A 19,316-nucleotide genomic window follows, 5' to 3' on the forward strand; every position below is an offset into this window, starting at 1 on the left:
AGCCTGTCGAAGGGCATTGGGACTCACCGTACTTCGACAAGCTCAGTACGAACGGGTCGATAGTTCAAGAGATGAAGGAAGACGATGTGACCAAGGCCTTCAAGACGCTCGACGATATGGGTGAGATCAGCGGCCGGCGCGTGCTCGTCCGCGAAGACCTCAACGTGCCAATGGCGGATGGTGCGGTGACCGACGATACGCGGCTGCGCGCGACGCTGCCGACCGTCACCGAACTCGCCGACCGCGGCGCGATCGTGCTGATCCTCGCCCATTTCGGCCGTCCCAAGGGCGTGCCGAACCCTGAGATGTCGCTGGCGATGCTGACGCGGCCGTACAGCCATGTACTCGGCCGCGAGGTCCGCTACATCGACTGGGAGGGCGCCGAGGACGCGGTCGCGATGCTCCAGCCCGGCGATATCGCCATCCTCGAAAACACGCGCTTCTTCGGCGGCGAAGAGAAGAACGACCCGCAAGTCGTTGAACGCTTTGCAAAACTCGGCGACCTCTACGTCAACGACGCCTTCTCCGCCGCGCATCGGGCACACGCCTCGACCGAGGGGCTGGCGCATGTGCTGCCCGCTTTCGCCGGCCGCGCGATGGAGGCCGAACTCGTCGCGCTCGAAAAGGCGCTCGGCAACCCCGAACATCCCGTCGCCGCGGTGGTCGGCGGCGCCAAGGTGTCGACCAAGCTCGACGTGCTCAAGCATCTCGTCACCCGCGTCGATCACCTCATCATCGGCGGCGGCATGGCCAACACCTTCCTCGCCGCGCGCGGCGTCAACGTCGGCAAGTCGCTGTGCGAACACGACCTGACCGGCACCGCCGAGGAGATCCTCGAAGCGGCGGATCGCGCCAATTGCACCGTCCACCTGCCGTACGACGTGGTGGTGGCGAAGGAATTCCGTGCCAATCCGCCGGTGCGCACCGTCAACGTCCATGAGGTCGCCGCCGACGAGATGATCCTCGACGTCGGCCCTAGCGCGGTCGAGGCGCTGGGCGACGTGCTCAAGAATTGCCGTACCCTGGTGTGGAACGGCCCGATGGGCGCGTTCGAGACGCCGCCCTTCGACGTCGCCACTGTCAGCCTCGCGCGCACCGCCGCGGCGCTGACCCAGGACGGCAGCCTCGTCTCGGTCGCGGGTGGCGGCGACACCGTCGCCGCGCTCAATCAGGCGGGTGTCGCCGACCGCTTCACCTTCGTCTCCACCGCTGGCGGCGCCTTCCTCGAATGGATGGAAGGCAAGGACCTGCCCGGCGTCGCCGCGCTGATCGGCCGCTGATGCTTAGCGAGGCACCGCTCAGGCGGGCGGCGCCTCGTTCAACAACGGTGTCAGGATCGTGTTGAGGTCGTCCAGGTCGAATGCCGCGGCCTTGGCGTAGCGGACGATCCTGGCGCGATCGATGATGTAATTGGTCGGCACCGCCCCGCCGATCAACTCATAGCGGCCCTTGACCCGTTTGGTCGGCGTGATCGCCATCGCCGCGAACAGCGGCTTCATCAGCCGCGCCGGCACCGAATCCTCCGTCGCCACCGCGAAGACGCGCAGCCCATGCTGCTTCTGCAGGCGATAATAACCGTCGAGCAGCGGCAATTCGCGGCGGCACGGCCCGCACCATGTCGCCCAGAAGTTGAGCACGACGACCTGACCGCGCAGATCGGCGAGCCTGACCTTGCCGCCATCGATCAGCGTCAGTTCGAAATCGGGCGCCGGCTGGCCGATCAGTCCGGACCGCGGCGCGGCCTCCGCCGACACGACGGGCGTGGTCGCCAGCGCCAAGGCCGAGGCCAGATGAAGCAGCCGCATGATGATCTCTCCCCCCGGGCGCCGATTGATCACGACATCCGCGGCATCGTCAATATCGCCGACCTAAGCGGTTGATCGCCCGCCACGACCGGGCTATGTTAAACGCGTTTAACAGGCAGGTGGCATGCTCGGCGTACGACTCGATACCGAATTGGAAGAGCGGCTCGCCGCGGTCGCGCGCACCCAGGGGCGCAGCAAGAGCGATATCGCACGCGAGGCGGTGCGCCGCTACGTCGATCTGCACGACGACGCCTATCGTCGCGAGGCCCGCCGCCAGTCGACCCGCGCCTCCGCCCGCGCCTCGGTCGAGGATGTCGTGTTCTGGCAGGACGGTGCCGCGTGGAGATAGCGCATGGCGCCATCGCTCTGGTCGACGGACCTGACGGCGAAGCGGCGCGGCCCTGCGTCGTCGTCCAGTCCGACCTGTTCAACGCGACGCATGCGACGATCACCGTCTGTCCGCTGACCAACGTCATCGGCGGCGAGGCCCTGTTCCGGGTGGTGATGTCGCCGCGCGAGCACAATGGCCTGACCGCGGAATGCGAGGTGCAGATCGACCGGATCTCCAGCGTCGCGCGCGAGCGGATCACCCGGGTGATCGGTCACGCCAGCCCCACCCGCATGGAGCAGATCGACCAGGCGCTGCGCCGCTGGCTGATGCTCTGACCCTATCCGACCCAAGGAGCCGACCCATGACCACCACCGTCACCCCCGCCGTCAAGGTGATCCTCGACAAATACGAAGCGACCAGCCCCGCTGTGAAGGCGAACCTCGCCCGCATCCTGATGCAGGGCAAATTGGGCGGCACCGGCAAGCTGGTGATCCTGCCCGTCGATCAGGGCTTCGAGCACGGCCCGGCGCGCTCCTTCGCGGTCAACCCGCCCGCCTACGACCCGCATTACCATTATCAGATCGCGATCGACGCCGGCCTGTCGGCCTATGCCGCGCCGCTCGGGCCGCTCGAGGCGGGCGCCGACACCTTCGCCGGGCAGATCCCGACGATCCTCAAGCTCAACAGCTCGAACAGCTGGGCGACCACCATCGATCAGGCGGTGACCGCCAGCGTCTCCGACGCGTTGCGCCTCGGCTGCGCCGCGATCGGCTTCACCATCTATCCGGGCTCGGACGGCATCTTCGAGCAGATGGAGGAGATCCGCGAGCTCAGCGAGGAGGCCAAGTCGGTCGGCATCGCCACCGTGATCTGGAGCTACCCGCGCGGCGGCAAGCTGTCGAAGGACGGCGAGCTGGCGCTCGATGTCGGCGCCTATGCCGCGCACATGGCGGCGCTGCTCGGCGCGCACATCATCAAGGTGAAGCTGCCGTCCGCGCATATCGAGCAGGAAGAGGCCAAGCGCGTCTATGAGGGCACCGACTGGTCCAACCAGGCCGACCGTGTCCGCCACGTCGTGCAGGCGAGCTTCGCCGGCCGCCGCATCGTCGTCTTCTCGGGCGGCGCCGCCAAGGGCGCCGACGCGGTCTATCAGGACGCGCGCGACATTCTGGCGGGCGGCGGCAACGGCTCGATCATCGGCCGCAACACCTTCCAGCGCAGCCGCGAGGACGCGCTCGACATGCTCGGCAAGCTGATCGCCATCTACAAGGGCGAGGCGGCCTGACCCGATGGCAGGCGCTGCACCGGACACGGATCGCGATCCGTCCGGCGCGGCGCCTGCTACGTTGCCCTTGCGCTTTGCGTATCACCGGGCGGTCGCCCCGTTGGTCTGGGCGCTCGTCGCGGTCGGGCTGGTCGAAATGACGGTCACCCATCTGTTGGTCGCTCTGTGGAGCCATACCGCGGCACTGGCGCTGTCCGTTCTTACGCTCGGCGGGCTGGTCTGGCTGGTGCGCGCATTGCTGGCGATGAAGCGCCGCCCGGTGCTGCTCGACCGCGAACGGCTGATATTGCAGGTCGGCACGATCCGTCGCGTCGACATCCCGCTGCAGGCGATCGCAGGCTTGCGGCCCTCGATCGAGCACGCCGCGATGAAGCGGCGGTCAGTGCTCAACCTCGCCCTGCTCGCTTATCCCAATCTGGTCGTCGATCTGGTCGCGCCGTTGCCGGGCCGGCGTGGCATCACCACGATCGCGCATCGCTTGGATGATCCGGCGGCTTTCGCCGCCGCGTGGAAGGCGCTAGGCGCTGGCGGATGACCGAAGACGATCCCCTCGGGCCGCTGGACCCGGACTTTGCCGCCAACTTCCGGCGCAACGACCGCCGGCCGCCGTGCCAGCTCTATCTGATCTCGCCGCTCGACGTGACGGGCGGCTTCGCCGACCGGCTGGCGCGCGCGCTCGATGCCGGCCCGGTCGCCGCCTTCCAGTTCCGCGTCAAGGACGTCGACCAGCATATCGCCGCCAAGCTTGCCGAGCCGTTGCAGCGGATCTGCGCCGATCATGAGGTCGCGTTCATCGTCAACGACAGTATCGCGCTGGCGAAGCGGCTCGGCGCCGATGGCGTCCATCTCGGCCAGGAGGACGGCGACCCGCGCGAGGCGCGCGACGCGCTCGGGCCGGAGGTGCAGATTGGCGTGACCTGTCACGACAGCCGTCACCTCGCGATGGAAGCGGGCGAGGGCGGCGCGGACTATGTCGCCTTCGGCGCTTTCTATCCAACGACGACCAAGGCGGTCGAACATCACCCCGAACCCTCGATCCTGTCGTGGTGGGCGTCGATGTTCGAGCTGCCCAGCGTCGCGATCGGCGGCATCACGCCGGCCAATGCGCCGGCGCTGGTCGCGGCGGGAGCGGACTTTCTTGCCGTATCCGGTGCGGTATGGAGCGGCGACGAGGCGGCCGCGGTGCGTGCGTTCGCCGAGGTGCTGCGCGGCTGACCGGCAGGCGATCGGGATAAAACGCCGCCTACGAAACCACAATTGCTGCGGACCGTTTGATCCACCAGCGTAACGGTTGAAGGGATTGGCGACATGAAGATGGTTCTGGCTACGGCGCTGCTTGCGGGCGCCGCGCTCGCCGCCCCGACGATCGCACAACGGACGGTCGCACAGCCGGTCCCCCAGGCGGTCCCCCAGCCGGCCGCCCCGGCGCTCGATCGCAACATCCTCCACGTGCAGGTGATCCTCGACTCGCTCGGTTTCGGCCCTGGCGTGCTCGACGGCAAGGGCGGCCAGTCGCTCACCGCCGCGCTCAAGGGCTTCCAGGAGGCCAAGGGCCTGCCGCGCACCGGCAAGCCCGATGCCGCGACGTTGCAGGCGCTCTACCCGTATCGCGCCAAGCGCCCCACCGCGCGCTTCGTGCTGACCCGCGAGGCGCTCGCCGGGCCGTATTACAACCCGCTGCCCAAGGATTACGGCGAACAGGCCAAGCTGCCGAGCCTCGGCTATGCCACGCCGATGGAGAAGCTGGCGGAGATGTTCCACACCCAGCCGGCGGTGCTGATCGCGCTCAACTCGCCCGACACGCGGCTCAAGGTCGGCAGCACGATCGTCGTTCCGAACGCCTTGCCCGCCAGCCGCGCCTATGATCCCAAGCTGCCGGATCACTGGCGCCAGACGCTCAACATGCTCAACGTCGACGCCACCCAGCCGGTCGCCGACCATATCGTCGTCGACAAGTCGGAGAAGGTGCTGCGCGTCCTCGACAAGAACGACAAGCTGATCGCGCAGTTCAGCGCCACCATGGGCTCGGAGCACGACCCGCTGCCGCTCGGCACGTGGAAGATCTACGGCGCCGACTACAATCCCAAGTTCCACTTTAACCCGGCGCTGTTCTGGGACGCCAAGAAGGGCGATCAGAAGGAGATGCTGCCGCCGGGGCCGAACGGCCCGGTCGGCGTCGTCTGGCTCGATCTGTCGAAGGAGCATTACGGCATCCACGGCACGCCGCATCCCGAGCTGATCGGCCGCACCGAAAGCCATGGCTGCATCCGCCTGACCAACTGGGACGTCGCGCGCCTCGCGCAGATGGTGAAGCCGGGGACCAAGGCGGTGTTCCAAGCGTGAGCGGCCGATGCTCCGTCACCCCGGACTCGTTCCGGGGTCCACTCTGCGGCGTGGAGCGGCGGCACGCGGCGGATACGATTTCCCTGCGGATGGGTGGACCCCGGAACACGTCCGGGGTGACGAGGTGGATGAGGCAGGGCGCATGACCCGCCTCGGCTGGATCATCCTCGCCGTCGTCGTCCTGCTCGGCGCCGCCTTCGCGGCGATGACCAGCTTCGGCACCGCCTCGCGCACCACCACGCCCCGCGTCGACGTAGCGGTCGGCGAACCCTCGGCGCGAGACGACGCGCCGCTCGCCGTCCCCGTCGCCGGCGTCCGCCGCGCGGCGATCGTCGACAGCTGGATGGACCCGCGGGGCGGCGGCAGCCGCGGCCATCACGGCACCGACATTCCCGCCGCCGCCGGCACGCCGGTGATCGCCGCGGCCCCCGGCACCGTCGAGAAGCTGTTCGAATCCAACCTCGGCGGCACCACCGCCTATATCCGCTCGCCCGACCGCCGCTGGATCTATTATTACGCGCATCTCGCCGGCTACGCCCCCGGCCTGCACGAGGGTCAGCAGGTCAGGACCGGCCAGCCGATCGGCTATGTCGGCGACACCGGCGATGCCGGCGCGGGCAATTACCACCTCCATTTCGGCCTGCAGCGCATGCAGCCCGGCGAGCGCTGGCATCAGGGCGAGGACGTCAATCCCTTCCCGCTGCTTGCCGGCCGCGCGCGGGGACGGTAAAGGGGCGCCACCGGGCGTGCGCCAGCCGCGCGCCTATCTCGCTCTTTCCAATAGGTTCAGATCCATGAAGATCAGCGGCGTGGACATCCGTCCCGGCAACATCATCGAATATGAGGGCGGCATCTGGCGCGCCGTCAAGATCCAGCACACGCAGCCCGGCAAGGGTGGTGCGTACATGCAGGTCGAGATGAAGAACCTGATCGACGGCCGCAAGAACAACGTCCGCTTCCGCTCCGCAGAGACGGTCGAGCGCGTCCGTCTCGACACCAAGGACTTCCAGTTCCTGTTCCGCGACGGCGATGCGCTGACCTTCATGGACAAGGACAATTACGAGCAGATCACGCTCGACGCCGGCATCCTCGGCGATGCCGCCGCCTTCCTGCAGGACGGCATGGACGTGGTGCTCGAACTCTATGACGAAAAGCCGATCTCGGTCGAGCTGCCGAGCACGATCGAGGCGATGATCGTCGAGGCCGACGCCGTCGTGAAGGGGCAGACCGCCTCGTCGAGCTACAAGCCCGCGATCCTCGACAATGGCGTGCGCGTCATGGTCCCGCCGCATATCGGCGCCGGCACGCGCATCGTCGTCGACGTCTACGAACAGACCTACGTCCGCCGCGCCGACTGATCGATATCCCTCTCCCTGTGGAGAGGGTGGCCGAGCGTAGCGAGGTCGGGTGAGGGCAGGGCCTTCCTTCGACCTCACCTTCCCACCGCCCGACGGCGGCGGGCCCCTCCCTCTCCCGAATGGGAGAGGGGTATAGAGAAATCCCCATGCCCTCCCATTCCGGCCTCTTCACCGTCATCGAGCGCGCGGCCCGCAAGGCCGGCACCGCGCTGCGCCGCGACTTCAACGAGGTCTCGCATCTCCAGGTCAGCCGCAAGGGCCCGGCCGACTTCGTGTCGATCGCCGACAAGCGCGCCGAGCAGACGCTGTTCGAGGAACTGCGCCGCGCCCGCCCCGACTGGGGTTTCCTGATGGAAGAGGGTGGCGAGGTCGCGGGCGATCCCGACAAGCCGCGCTTCATCATCGATCCGCTCGATGGCACGTCGAATTTCCTCCACGGCATCCCGCATTTCGCCATCTCGATCGCGGTCGAGGAGCCGACCCCGTCGGGCAAGCGCGAAATCACGACCGGCCTCGTTTACCAGCCGCTCACCGACGAGAGCTTCTGGGCCGAGAAGGGCCGCGGTGCGTGGCTCACCGACCAGCGGCTGCGCGTCTCGGCCCGCCGCGACCTGTCGGAGGCGCTGATCGCCACCGGCATCCCGTTCCTTGGCCATGGCGATTTTGTCCAGTGGAGCCGCATCTTCGGTGCGATCGCTCCGGAAGTCGCCGGCATCCGCCGGCTCGGCGCGGCGGCGCTCGATCTCGCGTGGGTCGCCGCGGGCCGCTTCGACGGCTATTGGGAATCGGGTCTCAAGCCGTGGGACACGGCGGCGGGCATGCTGCTGGTCAAGGAAGCCGGCGGCTATGTCACCGACTTCCGCGGCGCCGACAAGGCGATGGAGCGCAACGAGTTCCTCGCCGGCAACGATGGCCTGCACGTCAAGCTCCACAAGCTGGTCGCCGGCGCGCTCCGCTAAACCGGATCGTACGGCCCGCAAGATGCGCCAACTCCTCCCCCGCCAGGGGGAGGAATGAGGTGCTGTCCCCGATCGCCGCTCCACCAATTGAGAGTGATTCTCACACCCTCCGCGGCCTTGCCCGTACCCCCTTGGGGGCCTAAAGCGACCCCCACATCCTTCGCACCTGCGAGAAGCCCTTTGGTCGATCTGTCGCAATATCTGCCTATCCTGCTGTTCCTGGGTGTCGCCCTGGCGCTGTCGAGCACGTTCGTGTTCCTGCCCATGGTCGTCGCCCGGCTGACCGGCACCAACAAGCCGAACGAACAGAAGCTGTCGGAATATGAGTGCGGCTTCCCCGCGTTCGAGGATCCGCGCAGCCAGTTCGACGTGCGATTTTATCTGATCGCCATCCTGTTCATCATCTTCGATCTCGAAGCCGCCTTCCTATATCCTTGGGCAGTATCGGTTTTCAGCATCGGCTGGACCGCATGGATCTCCATGATGATCTTCATCGGCGAGCTTGCACTGGGCCTCGTCTATGCCTGGAAAAAGGGAGCGCTGGATTGGGAATGACCGCTATGTCCGGACCCGTCGAACTCGAACGCCCGGCGACCGCCACGTCGCTGGTGCCGCCCGACCAGGGCTTTTTCGACAGCCTCAACGGCGAGCTCAACGACAAGGGCTTCCTCGTCACCTCGACCGAGGAGCTGTTCCAGTGGGCGCGTACCGGCTCGCTGTGGTGGATGACCTTCGGTCTCGCCTGCTGCGCGGTCGAGATGATCCACGTCAACATGCCGCGCTACGATCTCGAGCGCTTCGGTGCGGCGCCGCGCGCGTCGCCGCGTCAGTCTGACGTGATGATCGTCGCGGGTACGCTGTGCAACAAGATGGCGCCGGCGCTGCGCAAGGTCTACGACCAGATGTCGGAGCCGAAATACGTCGTCTCGATGGGCAGCTGCGCCAATGGCGGCGGCTATTACCATTACAGCTATTCGGTGGTGCGCGGCTGCGACCGCGTCGTGCCGGTCGACATCTACGTCCCCGGCTGCCCGCCGACCGCCGAGGCGCTGCTTTACGGGATCATGCAGCTGCAGCGTAAAATCCGCCGTCAGGGGAGCGTCGAACGGTGAGGGCGCCCGCTCCTGCCTGGGCCGCCGATCTCAACGGCGAGACGATCGAGATCGTCCGGGCGACGCTCGGTTCGGCGCTGCTCGACGCGGTCGATCAGGTCGGCGAGGTCGCGCTCTACGTCGAGCGCACCGCGATCGTCGATGCGCTGACCAAGCTGCGCGACACCCCCGGTCTCGAATATCAGCAGCTGATGGAGATCGCCGGCGTCGACTATCCGAGCCGCCCGGAGCGGTTCGAGGTGGTCTATTGCCTGCTGTCGCTGACGCGCAACCATCGCCTGCACGTCCATGTCGCCACCGACGACGTCAAGCCGGTGCCGTCGGTGACGGGCATCTGGCCGGTCGCCGGCTGGCTGGAGCGCGAGGTGTACGACATGTACGGCGTGCTGTTCACCGGCAACGCCGACCTGCGCCGTATCCTCACCGATTACGGCTTCCGCGGCCATCCGCAGCGCAAGGACTTCCCGCTCTCGGGCTTCGTCGAGATGCGCTATTCGGAAGAGGCGAAGCGCGTGATCTACGAGCCGGTGAAGCTGGCGCAGGATTTCCGCAACTTCGACTTCCAGAGCCCCTGGGAGGGCGCGGCCTATGTGCTGCCCGGTGACGAGAAGGGCATGCTGCCCGAGGCCAAGGGCGCACCGACGCCGTTGAAGGCGGACGATATCGTCAAGGCCGATGCCGCGCGCACGCCGACGCAGGCGCCCAAGGCCGGCAGCGAACCCTATGCCAAGAACGATTCGACCGGCACCGCGAACACCGGCGCCGGCGATGCCGGCCCCGGCAACGCCCGGCAGGACAAGCCCAAGGATTCGGACGTTGTGCCGACCAAGGGCGGAGGACAGAATCAGTGAGCCAGGACCCGCATCTCGCGCCCGCCACCACCACGGTCGATCCCTATGTCGACGAGCTGATGCACGTCACCAGCCCGGCGCATCCGACCGAGGGTGACGTCACGATCCAGAATTACACGATCAATTTCGGCCCCCAGCATCCTGCCGCGCACGGCGTACTGCGGCTGGTGATGGAGCTGGACGGCGAGATCATCGAGCGGATCGATCCGCACGTCGGCCTGCTGCATCGCGGCACCGAGAAGCTGATCGAATACAAGACCTATGCGCAGGCGATCCCCTATTTCGATCGCCTCGATTATTGCTCGCCGATGTGCATGGAGCATACGTTCGTGCTCGCGATCGAGAAATTGCTCGATATCGAGGTGCCGATCCGCGCCCAGTATCTGCGCGTCTTCTTCGCCGAGCTGACCCGCATTTCCAACCACATGCTGAACCTCGGCAGCCACGTGATGGATGTCGGCGCGATGACGCCGAACCTGTGGATGTTCGAGATCCGCGAGGATTGCTACAATTTCCTCGAGCGGGCCTCGGGCGCGCGCATGCATCACAATTACATGCGGCCGGGCGGCGTCCATCAGGACGTGCCGCTCAAGCTGCTCACCGATATCGCCGACTGGCTCGACACGCGCCTGCCGCGTCTGTTCGAGGATGCGATCAGCCTCGTCGCCGACAACCGCATCTTCAAGCAGCGCAACGTCGATATCGCGACGGTGAGCCGCGAGGATGCGATCGCCTGGGGCTTCTCGGGGCCGATGATCCGCGCCGCGGGCATCCCCTGGGACCTGCGCAAGTCGCAGCCCTATGACGTCTACGACCGGATGGAGTTCGACATCCCCGTCGGCACCCGCGGCGATTGCTACGATCGCTTCATGGTGCGCGTCGAGGAGGTCCGCCAGTCGGCGCGGATCATGAAGCAGTGCCTGCGCGACATGCCGGAGGGGCCGATCGCCTCGACCGACCGCAAGGTGGTGCCGCCCAAGCGCGCCGAGATGAAACAGTCGATGGAAGCACTGATCCATCACTTCAAGCTGTACACCGAGGGCTATCACGTCCCCGCCGGCGAAGTGTATGTCGCGACCGAGAGCCCGAAGGGCGAGTTCGGTGTGTTCCTCGTTTCCGACGGCTCGAACAAGCCCTATCGCTGCAAGATCCGGCCGACCGCGTTCAGCCATCTCCAGGCGATGGACTTCATGAGCCGCGGCCACATGCTGGCCGACACCACCGCGATCCTCGGTGCGATGGATATCGTGTTCGGCGAGTGCGACCGGTGACCGGTAACGTGGAAAACCTGATCCTGGAGCGGTTGCGCCGGATCGATGATCGCTTGTCGAATATCGAAGGTGATATGCACGACATCAAGTTGCGCATGACCGTTGTGGAAGAGCATCTGGGCAACATGGTGCTGTCGATTTCCGGTTTGAACGCCCGCATGGACCGCTTTGACGAGCGACTGACCCGGGTGGAGCGCCGCATGGAATTGCGGGGTGGAGAATAATGGCTGAAGCAGCACACATTCCCGACGAAGCCGAGACCCGCGCCCGCTGGGGTGGCTTCGTCTGGAACGAAGAGAACCAGAAGAAGGCGAACGAGATCCTCGCACGCTATCCCAAGGGCCGCGAACAGTCCGCGTCGATCCCGTTCCTCGACCTCGCCCAGCGGCAGGTCGGCGCCGAGACGCAGACGCAGGGTTGGCTTCCCGTGCCGGTGATCGAGTTCGTCGCACGTCAGATCGGCGTGCCGTATATGCGCGTGTTCGAGGTCGCGACCTTCTACACGATGTTCAACCTCGCGCCGGTCGGCCGCTATCACGTGCAGGTCTGCGGCACCACGCCGTGCATGCTGCGTGGCTCGGACGACGTGCTCGCCGCCTGCAAGAACCGCGGGCTGGTCAAGGGGGGCACGACGCCGGACGGCATGTTCACGCTGACCGAGGTCGAGTGCCTCGGCACCTGCGCCAACGCGCCGATGGTCCAGATCAACGACGACAATTACGAAGACCTCGACTACGACCGTACCGTCGCGGTGCTCGAGGCGCTTGCCAATGGCGAGACGCCCAAGGCCGGGTCGACGATCGGCCGCCAGACGAGCTGCCCGGAGGGTGGCCCGACGACGCTGACCGCGATGGTCGACGCCAATCATGATTATCGGGGGGAGTGGGCATAATGTCTGACGAACATCCGACGGTCGGCGATCTGACCTATGAGCTCTTGAAGAAGATGCGGGCTGAACAGCAGGAAATGCGCCTCGATATTCTCGACCTCAAGATGCGGGCTTCGGCGAGCGAGGAGCATCTCGCCGGGCTCGTCATGTCGAATTCCAGCATCAATCATCGGCTCGACCGCGTCGACGAGCGGCTTGGTCGTGTCGAGCGACGCCTCGAACTTCGTGATGGGGCACACGCCTGATGCTTGCCGATAAAGACCGCATCTTCACCAACGTCTACGGGTTCCAGCCGTGGAACCTCGAAGCGGCGCTGAAGCGTGGCGACTGGGACAATACCAAGGCGCTGATGGCGCTCGGCCAAGACGCGATCATCGACGTCATCAAGGCGAGCGGGCTGCGCGGTCGTGGCGGCGCAGGCTTCCCCACGGGGACCAAATGGTCGTTCATGCCCAAGGAGCCCAAGCCCGACCGGCCGAACTTCCTCGTCATCAACGCCGACGAATCCGAGCCCGGCTCGTGCAAGGATCGCGAGATCATCCGCCACGATCCGCACAAGCTGATCGAGGGCGCGCTGATCGCCGGCTATGCGATGCGCGCGCGGGCGGCCTATATCTACATCCGCGGCGAATATATCCGCGAGGCGGAGACGCTGTTCGCCGCGGTCGCCGAGGCGTACGACAGGGGGCTCATCGGCAAGAACGCCAGCGGTTCGGGCTATGACTTCGACGTCTTCGTCCATCGCGGCGCTGGCGCCTATATCTGCGGCGAAGAGACCGCGATGCTCGAAAGCCTCGAGGGCAAGAAGGGCCAGCCGCGTTTGAAGCCGCCGTTCCCGGCCGGCGCGGGCCTCTACGGCTGCCCGACGACGGTCAACAACGTCGAATCGATCGCGGTCGCACCGACGATCCTGCGCCGCGGGGCATCGTGGTTCTCGGGCTTCGGCCGCGAAAACAACAAGGGCACCAAGCTCTATCAGATCAGCGGGCATGTGAATAAGCCGTGCGTGGTCGAGGATGCGATGGGCCTGACGTTCCGCGAGCTGATCGAGACGCATTGCGGCGGTATCCGCGGCGGCTGGGACAATCTGCTCGCGGTGATCCCGGGCGGCTCGTCGGTGCCACTGGTGCCGGCGACGGACATCATCGACGCGCCGATGGACTTCGACGGCCTCAAGGCGGTCGGATCCGGCCTCGGCACCGCGGCGGTGATCGTCATGGACAAGTCGACCGACATCGTCCGTGCGATCAGCCGCATCTCGTACTTCTACAAGCACGAGAGCTGCGGCCAGTGCACGCCGTGCCGCGAAGGCACTGGCTGGATGTGGCGCGTGATGGAGCGGCTGCGCACCGGCGACGCCGACATCGCCGAGATCGATACGCTGCATCAGGTCACCAAGCAGGTCGAGGGTCACACGATCTGCGCGCTCGGCGATGCCGCGGCTTGGCCGATCCAGGGTCTCATCAAGCATTTCCGCCCCGAGCTGGAGCGCCGGATCAACGAACGTAGCGGCGGCGATCTGACGCCGATGCAGGAAGCTGCCGAGTGAGGTCTTCGCTCGCCCTGGCAATGGTCGGACTGTCGATCGCCTCCGGGGCGATCGCACAGAAGCAGACCGAGGCGGATACCGGGACCAACATCCCGATCCCCCGCCGCGCGCGGCTGCCGGAGACGCCGGGCCTGTCGGCGGCCGATCGCGGCCGGATTGCAATGGCGGAGTTCGCACGCTGCACCGTCGATCGCCAGTCGGGCCGTGTTGCCCGGTTGCTCACCCTGCCTGCCGAGGACGTGAACACGAGCGCGTTGGCGCCGATGGCGGATAGCGAGTGTCTGGCAAGCGGCATGATGCGGTTCAAGCCGATGTTGCTGCGCGGAGCGCTGTTCGTCGAATTGTATCGCCGTCGGTCCGAGGCTGGGATAAGAAAGGTGGCGTGGCAGTTGCCGGCGGTGCCGTTCGACGCCAACACGCAGGCAACGACGGTCGATGGCGATCGCAATATCCAGATGGGTTTGCTCGTTCTGGCGCAATGCGTCGTCGAGCATGATCCTGTAGACGCGAAAGCGGTGGTCATGGCACGGACCGCCAGTCCGGCGCAGAATGCCGCATTCGCCGCATTGGCCCCGAATATCTCGCAATGTCTGCCGAGTGGACAGAAGTTGACTTTGGGCAAGATCATTCTCGAGGGCGCGTTGGGCGAAGTTCTTTATCGCGGTGTCGTGCCACCGGTGCGTCCCGCGTCGCAGGAATCCAAGTAATGCCGAAGCTGAAAGTAGACGGGATCGAGGTCGAGGTGCCGCAGGGCGCGACGGTCCTCCAGGCGTGCGAAGCCGCGGGCAAGGAAATCCCGCGCTTCTGCTATCATGAGCGGCTGTCGATCGCCGGCAATTGCCGCATGTGCCTCGTCGAGGTGAAGCCGGGGCCGCCCAAGCCGCAGGCCTCGTGCGCGCTGCCCGCCGCGGACAATCAGGAAGTCTTCACCACCACGCCGATGGTGAAGAACGCCCGCGAGGGCGTAATGGAATTCCTGCTCATCAACCATCCGCTCGACTGCCCGATCTGCGATCAGGGCGGCGAATGCGATCTGCAGGACCAGTCGGTCGCTTATGGCAAGGGCCATAGCCGCTATACCGAGAATAAGCGGGCGGTGACCGAGAAGTATATGGGTCCGATCGTCAAGACGATCATGACCCGCTGCATCCAGTGCACCCGCTGTGTCCGTTTCGCCGAAGAGGTCGCCGGGGTCGAGGAGATCGGCGCGATCTATCGCGGCGAGGACATGCAGATCACGTCCTATCTCGAACAGGCGGTGACCAGCGAGCTGAGTGGCAACGTCGTCGACCTCTGCCCGGTCGGCGCGCTGACCTCGAAGCCTTATTCGTACGAGGCACGGCCGTGGGAGCTCAAGAAAACGCTCACCATCGACGTGCAGGATGCGGTCGGCACCAACATCCGCCTCGACAGCCGCGGCCGTCAGGTGCTGCGCTGCGTCCCGCGCATCAACGAGGACGTCAACGAGGAATGGGCGCACGACAAGACGCGCCATCATGTCGACGGCCTCGTCCGTCGGCGCCTCGATCGCCCCTATGTGCGTCGTGACGGCAAGCTCGCCCCGGTCAGCTGGGACGAGGCGTTCGCGGTCATCAAGACCAGGGTCGAAGCCACGGGCGCGAACGTCGCCGCGGTGGCGGGCGATCTGGTCGACTGCGAGACGATGTACGCCGCCAAGGCGCTGCTCGCGAAGCTCGGTTCGTCGCTGCTCGAAGGGCGGCAGACGGGCATGGACTATGACACGTCGAGCCTCGCCGCGGTCAATTTCAACACGACGATCGCCGGCGTCGAAGAGGCCGATGCGATCCTGCTGGTCGGCACCAATTTGCGCTGGGAAGCGCCGCTGGTGAACACCCGCATCCGCAAGGCGATCAAGAAGGGCGCCAAGGTCTTCGCGATCGGGCCGGAAACCGAGCTGACCTACAAGGTCGAATGGCTGGGTGCCGATCTGTCGCTGCTCGGCAATCTGCCCGAGGCGGTCGCCAAGCTCTTTACCGATGCCGTCAAGCCGATGGTCATCGTCGGCGGCGGTGCGCTAAAGGGCGGCCATGGCGCCGCGCTCGCCTTCGCCAAGCAGTTCAATCTGGTGCGTGACGGCTGGAACGGCTTTAACGTCGTCCATATGGCGGCGAGCCGGATGGGCGGGCTGATGCTCGGCTATGCGCAGAAGGGCGGCATCGCCGATCTGTCGAACGCGGCGGTGACCTTCTTCCTCGGCGCGGACGAGGTTGATTACACCAAGTTCGGCGGCTTCAAGGTCTATGTCGGCCATCACGGCGACACCGGCGCGCATCATGCCGACGTCATCCTGCCGGGCGTGACCTATGCCGAGAAGTCGGGCACCTGGGTCAATCTCGAAGGCCGCGTCCAGCGTGGCGAGCGCGCGGTGTTCGCACCGGGCGATGCGCGCGAGGACTGGACGATCTTCCGTGCCTTGTCCGAGGCGCTCGGCGTTACGCTGCCCTTCGACAGCCTCGCCGGGCTGCGCGAGGCGATGACCGTCGAGGTCCCCGCATTGCGCAACGTCGGCGAGCTCGCCGGCTATGCGTGGAACCCGCCGGCGCTCGACGGCGCCGGGCAGGGGAGCCTCACCGGCTATCCGATCAAGGATTTCTATCTGACCAACGCCATCTGCCGCGCGTCCCCGACGATGCAGCGCTGTTCGGCCGAACTGGTCCATGGCGAGACGTTCGCGGAGGCGGCGGAGTGATGAGTCCCTTTTATCGTAAGGTCATCCATGTGGGGCCGGCCGTGCTGCTCGTGATCGCGGCGGTCAATTTTGTCGGGTCGCTCGCCTTGGTTTTCGGGGTGCCAGTGCGGCCGAATCCGTTGTTCGGGTTGTCGGCGTCGCTGACGTCGGCGCTGCTGCCGCTGATCGCAGCTTTCGTCTTGCTGCGGTTCGACCAGTGGTTTGCGTCGACCCAGACTGGAGTCGACCAGTGACCGAATTCTTCAACACGACCGTCGGCATGTCCTACGGCTGGGCGTGGTTCGTCGCGACGATCGTCGGCATCCTCGTCATCGCGCTGCCGCTGATGCTGGCCGTCGCGATGATCATCTATGCCGATCGCAAGATCTGGGCGGCGATGGCGCTGCGCCGCGGCCCCAACGTCGTCGGGCCGTTCGGCCTGCTCCAGTCGTTCGCCGACGGCCTCAAAGTCTTCCTGCAGGAAACGATCGTTCCCGCCGCGGCGAACCGGACGTTGTTCCTGCTCGCGCCGATCATCACCTTCACGGTGGCGCTGATCGTCTGGGCGGTGGTGCCGTTCGGGGCGGGTGTGGTGCTCGCCGATATCAACGTCGGCCTGCTCTACGTGCTCGCCGCCTCGTCGCTCGGCGTCTATGGCGTGATCCTGTCGGGCTGGGCGTCCAACTCCAAATATCCTTTCTATTCGGCGCTGCGTGCCGCGGCGCAGATGGTGAGCTACGAAGTCGCGATCGGCTTCATCCTCATCTCGGTGGTGATGTGGGCGGGGACGTTCAACCTCAGCGGTATCGTGCTGGCGCAGACCAGCACGCTCAACCTCCACATCAACGCCTTCGGCATCAATCCGCTGCTCTTCCCGATGGCGGTGATGTTCTTCATCTCCAGCCTCGCCGAGACGCAGCGCGCGCCTTTCGATCTGACCGAGGCGGAGAGCGAGCTCGTCGCCGGTTATCAGACCGAATATAGCTCGATGAGCTTCGCGCTCTTCTGGCTCGGCGAATATGCCAACGTGCTGCTGATGTGTGCGCTCAACGCGACGCTGTTCTGGGGCGGCTGGCTGCCGCCGATCGACTGGGCACCGCTTTATTACGTGCCCGGGATCATCTGGCTGTTCGCGAAGATGCTGTTCTTCTTCTTCGTGTTCAGCTGGGTCAAGGCGACGGTGCCGCGCTACCGCTACGACCAGCTGATGCGGCTGGGGTGGAAGGTGTTCCTGCCGCTGTCGCTGTTCTGGGTGTTCCTGGTGTCGGGCGTGCTGATGCTGATCCGCGTGCCGGTCGGCGGATGAGCCGGGCCAGCGAATGGATGAGCGCCCGTGGCCTTCGGCCGCAGGCGTTACGGGATCGGGCGCTGATCGGCGTCGCGATCGGATTGATGGTCGTCGTGATCGACCGAATGACGGGATTGGGCTCTTGAGCGTCGCACAGATCATCAAGTCGTTCACCTTGTGGGAGTTCGTGAAGGCGCACGCCCTCACGCTGAAGTATTTCTTCAAGCCCAAGGCGACGATCAACTACCCCTATGAGCGCAACCCGGTCAGCCCGCGGTTCCGCGGCGAGCACGTGCTGCGCCGCTATCCGAACGGCGAGGAACGCTGCATCGCGTGCAAGCTCTGCGAGGCGGTGTGTCCGGCGCAGGCGATCACGATCGAGGCCGAACCGCGCGACGACGGCAGCCGCCGCACGACGCGCTACGACATCGACATGACCAAGTGCATCTATTGCGGTCTGTGCCAGGAGGCCTGCCCGGTCGATGCGATCGTCGAGGGCCCGAATTACGAATTCTCGACCGAGACGCGCGAGGAGCTGATCTACGACAAGGCCAAGCTGCTCGACAATGGCGACCGCTGGGAAAGCGCGATCGCGGCGAACCTTGCCGCCGATGCGCCATACCGTTAATGCGCGCCGCATTCGATTCCGGGCTTAGGGGGCCGACCAACTCGTGATCCAGGCCATAGCCTTTTATCTCTTCGCGATCATCGTGATCGGTTCGGGGGCGATGACGATTTCGTCGCGCAATCCGGTCCATTCGGTGATGTGGCTGATCCTCGCCTTCTTCAACGCGGCGGGGCTGATGGTGCTCGTCGGGGCGGAGTTCATCGCGATGCTCCTCGTCATCGTCTACGTCGGTGCGGTCGCCGTGCTGTTCCTGTTCGTGGTGATGATGCTCGACATCGAGGTCGCGCAATTGCGCGCTGGTGTCGCGCGCTATGCCGCGCTCGGCCTCGCGCTCGCGGTCGCGCTGGCGGCGGAGATCCTGATCGGCATCGGCGCCTGGAGCGCCGGCGGCCTCAAGATCAGCCGCCGCATCGCGCCGATCGACGGCGACGTGCCCAACATCCAGGCGATGGGGCAGCTGCTGTATACGCGCTATCTCTTCGTGTTCGAGGCAGCGGGCTTCGTCCTGCTCGTCGCGATGATCGGCGCGATCGTGCTGACGCATCGCCAGCGTGGCGGCGTCCGCGGCCAGAACATCAGCCGCCAGAACGCGCGCCGTCCGCAGGATGCGACGCGCAACGTCCAGCCGACGGTCGGCGAGGGGGTGCAGTTGTGATTGGGTTGACGCATTATCTGGTCGTGGCGGCGATCCTGTTCACGATGGGTGTGCTCGGCATCTTCCTCAACCGGAAGAATTTGATCGTCATCCTGATGGCGATCGAGCTGATCCTGCTCGCGGTGAACCTCAACCTCGTCGCCTTCTCCGCCTATCTGCACGATCTCGTCGGGCAGGTGTTCGCGATGTTCGTGCTGACCGTCGCCGCCGGCGAGGCGGCGATCGGGCTGGCGATCCTGGTGATCTATTTCCGTGGCCGCGGCACGATCGCGGTCGACGATGTCAATCGGATGAAGGGCTAAA

Annotated in this window: 26 protein-coding genes; 25 read left to right on the forward strand and 1 reads right to left on the reverse strand. The window is 65.9% G+C overall.

Annotation, left to right across the window (positions count from 1 at the left end; translation table 11 throughout):
- Nucleotides 1-71: 71 nt before the first annotated feature.
- Nucleotides 72-1,280 (forward strand): phosphoglycerate kinase, encoded by a 1,209-nt coding sequence (locus FFS23_RS00525; RefSeq protein WP_137896972.1) that lies wholly within the window; start codon nt 72-74, stop codon nt 1,278-1,280.
- A gap of 18 nt (nt 1,281-1,298) precedes the next feature.
- On the opposite strand, the gene FFS23_RS00530 is transcribed toward FFS23_RS00525, so the two are convergent.
- The gene (locus FFS23_RS00530) at nt 1,299-1,805 is read right to left on the reverse strand and encodes a TlpA family protein disulfide reductase (RefSeq protein ID WP_137896973.1); all 507 of its coding nucleotides are present in this window, start codon (nt 1,803-1,805) and stop codon (nt 1,299-1,301) included.
- Nucleotides 1,806-1,929: 124 nt separating this feature from the next.
- On the opposite strand from FFS23_RS00530, the gene relB reads away from it, so the two are divergent.
- The 24 genes from relB to nuoK all read left to right on the forward strand — a co-directional run bounded on the left by relB (nt 1,930) and on the right by nuoK (nt 19,315).
- Nucleotides 1,930-2,154 (forward strand): type II toxin-antitoxin system RelB family antitoxin, encoded by a 225-nt coding sequence (gene relB / locus FFS23_RS00535; protein WP_038660352.1) that lies wholly within the window; start codon nt 1,930-1,932, stop codon nt 2,152-2,154.
- Nucleotides 2,145-2,471, forward strand: a complete 327-nt coding sequence (locus FFS23_RS00540) for a type II toxin-antitoxin system PemK/MazF family toxin (protein ID WP_171009300.1) — start codon at nt 2,145-2,147, stop codon at nt 2,469-2,471. Before relB ends, FFS23_RS00540 begins: the two co-directional genes overlap by 10 nt.
- 26 nt (nt 2,472-2,497) lie before the next feature.
- A complete protein-coding gene (locus tag FFS23_RS00545) occupies nt 2,498-3,421 on the forward strand; it encodes a class I fructose-bisphosphate aldolase (RefSeq protein WP_038660349.1) in 924 nt (307 codons plus the stop codon).
- A 4-nt stretch (nt 3,422-3,425) separates the two neighbouring features.
- A complete protein-coding gene (locus tag FFS23_RS00550; RefSeq protein ID WP_137896974.1) occupies nt 3,426-3,956 on the forward strand; it encodes a hypothetical protein in 531 nt (176 codons plus the stop codon).
- Complete coding sequence (gene thiE, locus FFS23_RS00555) at nt 3,953-4,636, forward strand: thiamine phosphate synthase (RefSeq protein ID WP_137896975.1); 684 nt, start codon at nt 3,953-3,955, stop codon at nt 4,634-4,636. The genes FFS23_RS00550 and thiE overlap by 4 nt, the downstream gene beginning before the upstream one ends.
- Nucleotides 4,637-4,729: 93 nt before the next feature.
- Nucleotides 4,730-5,764: a L,D-transpeptidase family protein gene (locus tag FFS23_RS00560; protein ID WP_137896976.1), complete on the forward strand. Its 1,035-nt coding sequence runs from the start codon at nt 4,730-4,732 to the stop codon at nt 5,762-5,764.
- Between the two features lie 142 nt (nt 5,765-5,906).
- A complete protein-coding gene (locus FFS23_RS00565) occupies nt 5,907-6,494 on the forward strand; it encodes a M23 family metallopeptidase (RefSeq protein WP_137896977.1) in 588 nt (195 codons plus the stop codon).
- Between the two features lie 64 nt (nt 6,495-6,558).
- Nucleotides 6,559-7,122, forward strand: coding sequence for an elongation factor P (gene efp / locus FFS23_RS00570; protein ID WP_037530700.1), 564 nt, complete (start codon nt 6,559-6,561; stop codon nt 7,120-7,122).
- A 146-nt stretch (nt 7,123-7,268) separates the two neighbouring features.
- Nucleotides 7,269-8,081 carry an inositol monophosphatase family protein gene (locus tag FFS23_RS00575; RefSeq protein ID WP_038660333.1) on the forward strand — a complete coding sequence of 271 codons (813 nt, stop codon included), beginning with the start codon at nt 7,269-7,271 and terminating at the stop codon, nt 8,079-8,081.
- Nucleotides 8,082-8,261: 180 nt separating this feature from the next.
- Nucleotides 8,262-8,636, forward strand: coding sequence for an NADH-quinone oxidoreductase subunit A (locus tag FFS23_RS00580; protein ID WP_038660330.1), 375 nt, complete (start codon nt 8,262-8,264; stop codon nt 8,634-8,636).
- Between the two features lie 5 nt (nt 8,637-8,641).
- A complete protein-coding gene (locus tag FFS23_RS00585; protein WP_038660327.1) occupies nt 8,642-9,193 on the forward strand; it encodes a NuoB/complex I 20 kDa subunit family protein in 552 nt (183 codons plus the stop codon).
- Nucleotides 9,190-10,044, forward strand: coding sequence for an NADH-quinone oxidoreductase subunit C (locus FFS23_RS00590; RefSeq protein WP_038660325.1), 855 nt, complete (start codon nt 9,190-9,192; stop codon nt 10,042-10,044). Before FFS23_RS00585 ends, FFS23_RS00590 begins: the two co-directional genes overlap by 4 nt.
- Before the next feature lie 59 nt (nt 10,045-10,103).
- Nucleotides 10,104-11,315: an NADH-quinone oxidoreductase subunit D gene (locus FFS23_RS00595; RefSeq protein WP_038666501.1), complete on the forward strand. Its 1,212-nt coding sequence runs from the start codon at nt 10,104-10,106 to the stop codon at nt 11,313-11,315.
- Nucleotides 11,312-11,539 (forward strand): hypothetical protein, encoded by a 228-nt coding sequence (locus FFS23_RS00600; RefSeq protein WP_038660323.1) that lies wholly within the window; start codon nt 11,312-11,314, stop codon nt 11,537-11,539. The genes FFS23_RS00595 and FFS23_RS00600 overlap by 4 nt, the downstream gene beginning before the upstream one ends.
- On the forward strand, nt 11,539-12,207 hold the full coding sequence (locus tag FFS23_RS00605; protein ID WP_137896978.1) for a complex I 24 kDa subunit family protein: 669 nt from the start codon (nt 11,539-11,541) through the stop codon (nt 12,205-12,207). Before FFS23_RS00600 ends, FFS23_RS00605 begins: the two co-directional genes overlap by 1 nt.
- Nucleotides 12,207-12,449: a hypothetical protein gene (locus tag FFS23_RS00610; RefSeq protein WP_137896979.1), complete on the forward strand. Its 243-nt coding sequence runs from the start codon at nt 12,207-12,209 to the stop codon at nt 12,447-12,449. The genes FFS23_RS00605 and FFS23_RS00610 overlap by 1 nt, the downstream gene beginning before the upstream one ends.
- Entirely contained in the window at nt 12,449-13,753 is a 1,305-nt protein-coding gene (gene nuoF / locus FFS23_RS00615) for an NADH-quinone oxidoreductase subunit NuoF (RefSeq protein ID WP_137896980.1), read from the forward strand. Before FFS23_RS00610 ends, nuoF begins: the two co-directional genes overlap by 1 nt.
- Nucleotides 13,754-13,773: 20 nt before the next feature.
- Nucleotides 13,774-14,460, forward strand: a complete 687-nt coding sequence (locus FFS23_RS00620; RefSeq protein ID WP_171009301.1) for a hypothetical protein — start codon at nt 13,774-13,776, stop codon at nt 14,458-14,460.
- A complete protein-coding gene (nuoG, locus tag FFS23_RS00625) occupies nt 14,460-16,463 on the forward strand; it encodes an NADH-quinone oxidoreductase subunit NuoG (protein ID WP_137896982.1) in 2,004 nt (667 codons plus the stop codon). The genes FFS23_RS00620 and nuoG overlap by 1 nt, the downstream gene beginning before the upstream one ends.
- Nucleotides 16,463-16,696, forward strand: a complete 234-nt coding sequence (locus tag FFS23_RS00630) for a hypothetical protein (protein WP_137896983.1) — start codon at nt 16,463-16,465, stop codon at nt 16,694-16,696. Before nuoG ends, FFS23_RS00630 begins: the two co-directional genes overlap by 1 nt.
- Nucleotides 16,697-16,722: 26 nt before the next feature.
- Nucleotides 16,723-17,748, forward strand: a complete 1,026-nt coding sequence (gene nuoH, locus FFS23_RS00635; protein WP_137897071.1) for an NADH-quinone oxidoreductase subunit NuoH — start codon at nt 16,723-16,725, stop codon at nt 17,746-17,748.
- A gap of 124 nt (nt 17,749-17,872) precedes the next feature.
- Complete coding sequence (gene nuoI, locus FFS23_RS00640; RefSeq protein ID WP_038660298.1) at nt 17,873-18,358, forward strand: NADH-quinone oxidoreductase subunit NuoI; 486 nt, start codon at nt 17,873-17,875, stop codon at nt 18,356-18,358.
- 43 nt (nt 18,359-18,401) lie between these two features.
- A complete protein-coding gene (locus tag FFS23_RS00645) occupies nt 18,402-19,013 on the forward strand; it encodes an NADH-quinone oxidoreductase subunit J (RefSeq protein WP_038660296.1) in 612 nt (203 codons plus the stop codon).
- Nucleotides 19,010-19,315 carry an NADH-quinone oxidoreductase subunit NuoK gene (nuoK, locus tag FFS23_RS00650; protein WP_038660292.1) on the forward strand — a complete coding sequence of 102 codons (306 nt, stop codon included), beginning with the start codon at nt 19,010-19,012 and terminating at the stop codon, nt 19,313-19,315. Before FFS23_RS00645 ends, nuoK begins: the two co-directional genes overlap by 4 nt.
- The last annotated feature ends 1 nt before the right edge of the window (nt 19,316 follow it).

The organism is Sphingomonas sp. 2SG (assembly GCF_005503285.1).
Lineage (GTDB): Bacteria > Pseudomonadota > Alphaproteobacteria > Sphingomonadales > Sphingomonadaceae > Sphingomonas > Sphingomonas taxi.

Excerpts from the sequence above, each read along its gene's own strand:
- FFS23_RS00525 (WP_137896972.1), top strand. The coding sequence starts at position 72 with ATGAAGGAAGACGATGTGACCAAGGCCTTCAAGACGCTCGACGATATG.
- FFS23_RS00530 (WP_137896973.1), bottom strand. The coding sequence starts at position 1,805 with ATGCGGCTGCTTCATCTGGCCTCGGCCTTGGCGCTGGCGACCACGCCC.
- relB (WP_038660352.1), top strand. The coding sequence starts at position 1,930 with ATGCTCGGCGTACGACTCGATACCGAATTGGAAGAGCGGCTCGCCGCG.
- FFS23_RS00545 (WP_038660349.1), top strand. The coding sequence starts at position 2,498 with ATGACCACCACCGTCACCCCCGCCGTCAAGGTGATCCTCGACAAATAC.
- FFS23_RS00550 (WP_137896974.1), top strand. The coding sequence starts at position 3,426 with ATGGCAGGCGCTGCACCGGACACGGATCGCGATCCGTCCGGCGCGGCG.
- thiE (WP_137896975.1), top strand. The coding sequence starts at position 3,953 with ATGACCGAAGACGATCCCCTCGGGCCGCTGGACCCGGACTTTGCCGCC.
- FFS23_RS00560 (WP_137896976.1), top strand. The coding sequence starts at position 4,730 with ATGAAGATGGTTCTGGCTACGGCGCTGCTTGCGGGCGCCGCGCTCGCC.
- FFS23_RS00565 (WP_137896977.1), top strand. The coding sequence starts at position 5,907 with ATGACCCGCCTCGGCTGGATCATCCTCGCCGTCGTCGTCCTGCTCGGC.
- efp (WP_037530700.1), top strand. The coding sequence starts at position 6,559 with ATGAAGATCAGCGGCGTGGACATCCGTCCCGGCAACATCATCGAATAT.
- FFS23_RS00575 (WP_038660333.1), top strand. The coding sequence starts at position 7,269 with ATGCCCTCCCATTCCGGCCTCTTCACCGTCATCGAGCGCGCGGCCCGC.
- FFS23_RS00585 (WP_038660327.1), top strand. The coding sequence starts at position 8,642 with ATGTCCGGACCCGTCGAACTCGAACGCCCGGCGACCGCCACGTCGCTG.
- FFS23_RS00595 (WP_038666501.1), top strand. The coding sequence starts at position 10,104 with ATGCACGTCACCAGCCCGGCGCATCCGACCGAGGGTGACGTCACGATC.
- FFS23_RS00605 (WP_137896978.1), top strand. The coding sequence starts at position 11,539 with ATGGCTGAAGCAGCACACATTCCCGACGAAGCCGAGACCCGCGCCCGC.
- FFS23_RS00610 (WP_137896979.1), top strand. The coding sequence starts at position 12,207 with ATGTCTGACGAACATCCGACGGTCGGCGATCTGACCTATGAGCTCTTG.
- nuoF (WP_137896980.1), top strand. The coding sequence starts at position 12,449 with ATGCTTGCCGATAAAGACCGCATCTTCACCAACGTCTACGGGTTCCAG.
- FFS23_RS00620 (WP_171009301.1), top strand. The coding sequence starts at position 13,774 with ATGGTCGGACTGTCGATCGCCTCCGGGGCGATCGCACAGAAGCAGACC.
- nuoG (WP_137896982.1), top strand. The coding sequence starts at position 14,460 with ATGCCGAAGCTGAAAGTAGACGGGATCGAGGTCGAGGTGCCGCAGGGC.
- FFS23_RS00630 (WP_137896983.1), top strand. The coding sequence starts at position 16,463 with ATGAGTCCCTTTTATCGTAAGGTCATCCATGTGGGGCCGGCCGTGCTG.
- nuoH (WP_137897071.1), top strand. The coding sequence starts at position 16,723 with ATGTCCTACGGCTGGGCGTGGTTCGTCGCGACGATCGTCGGCATCCTC.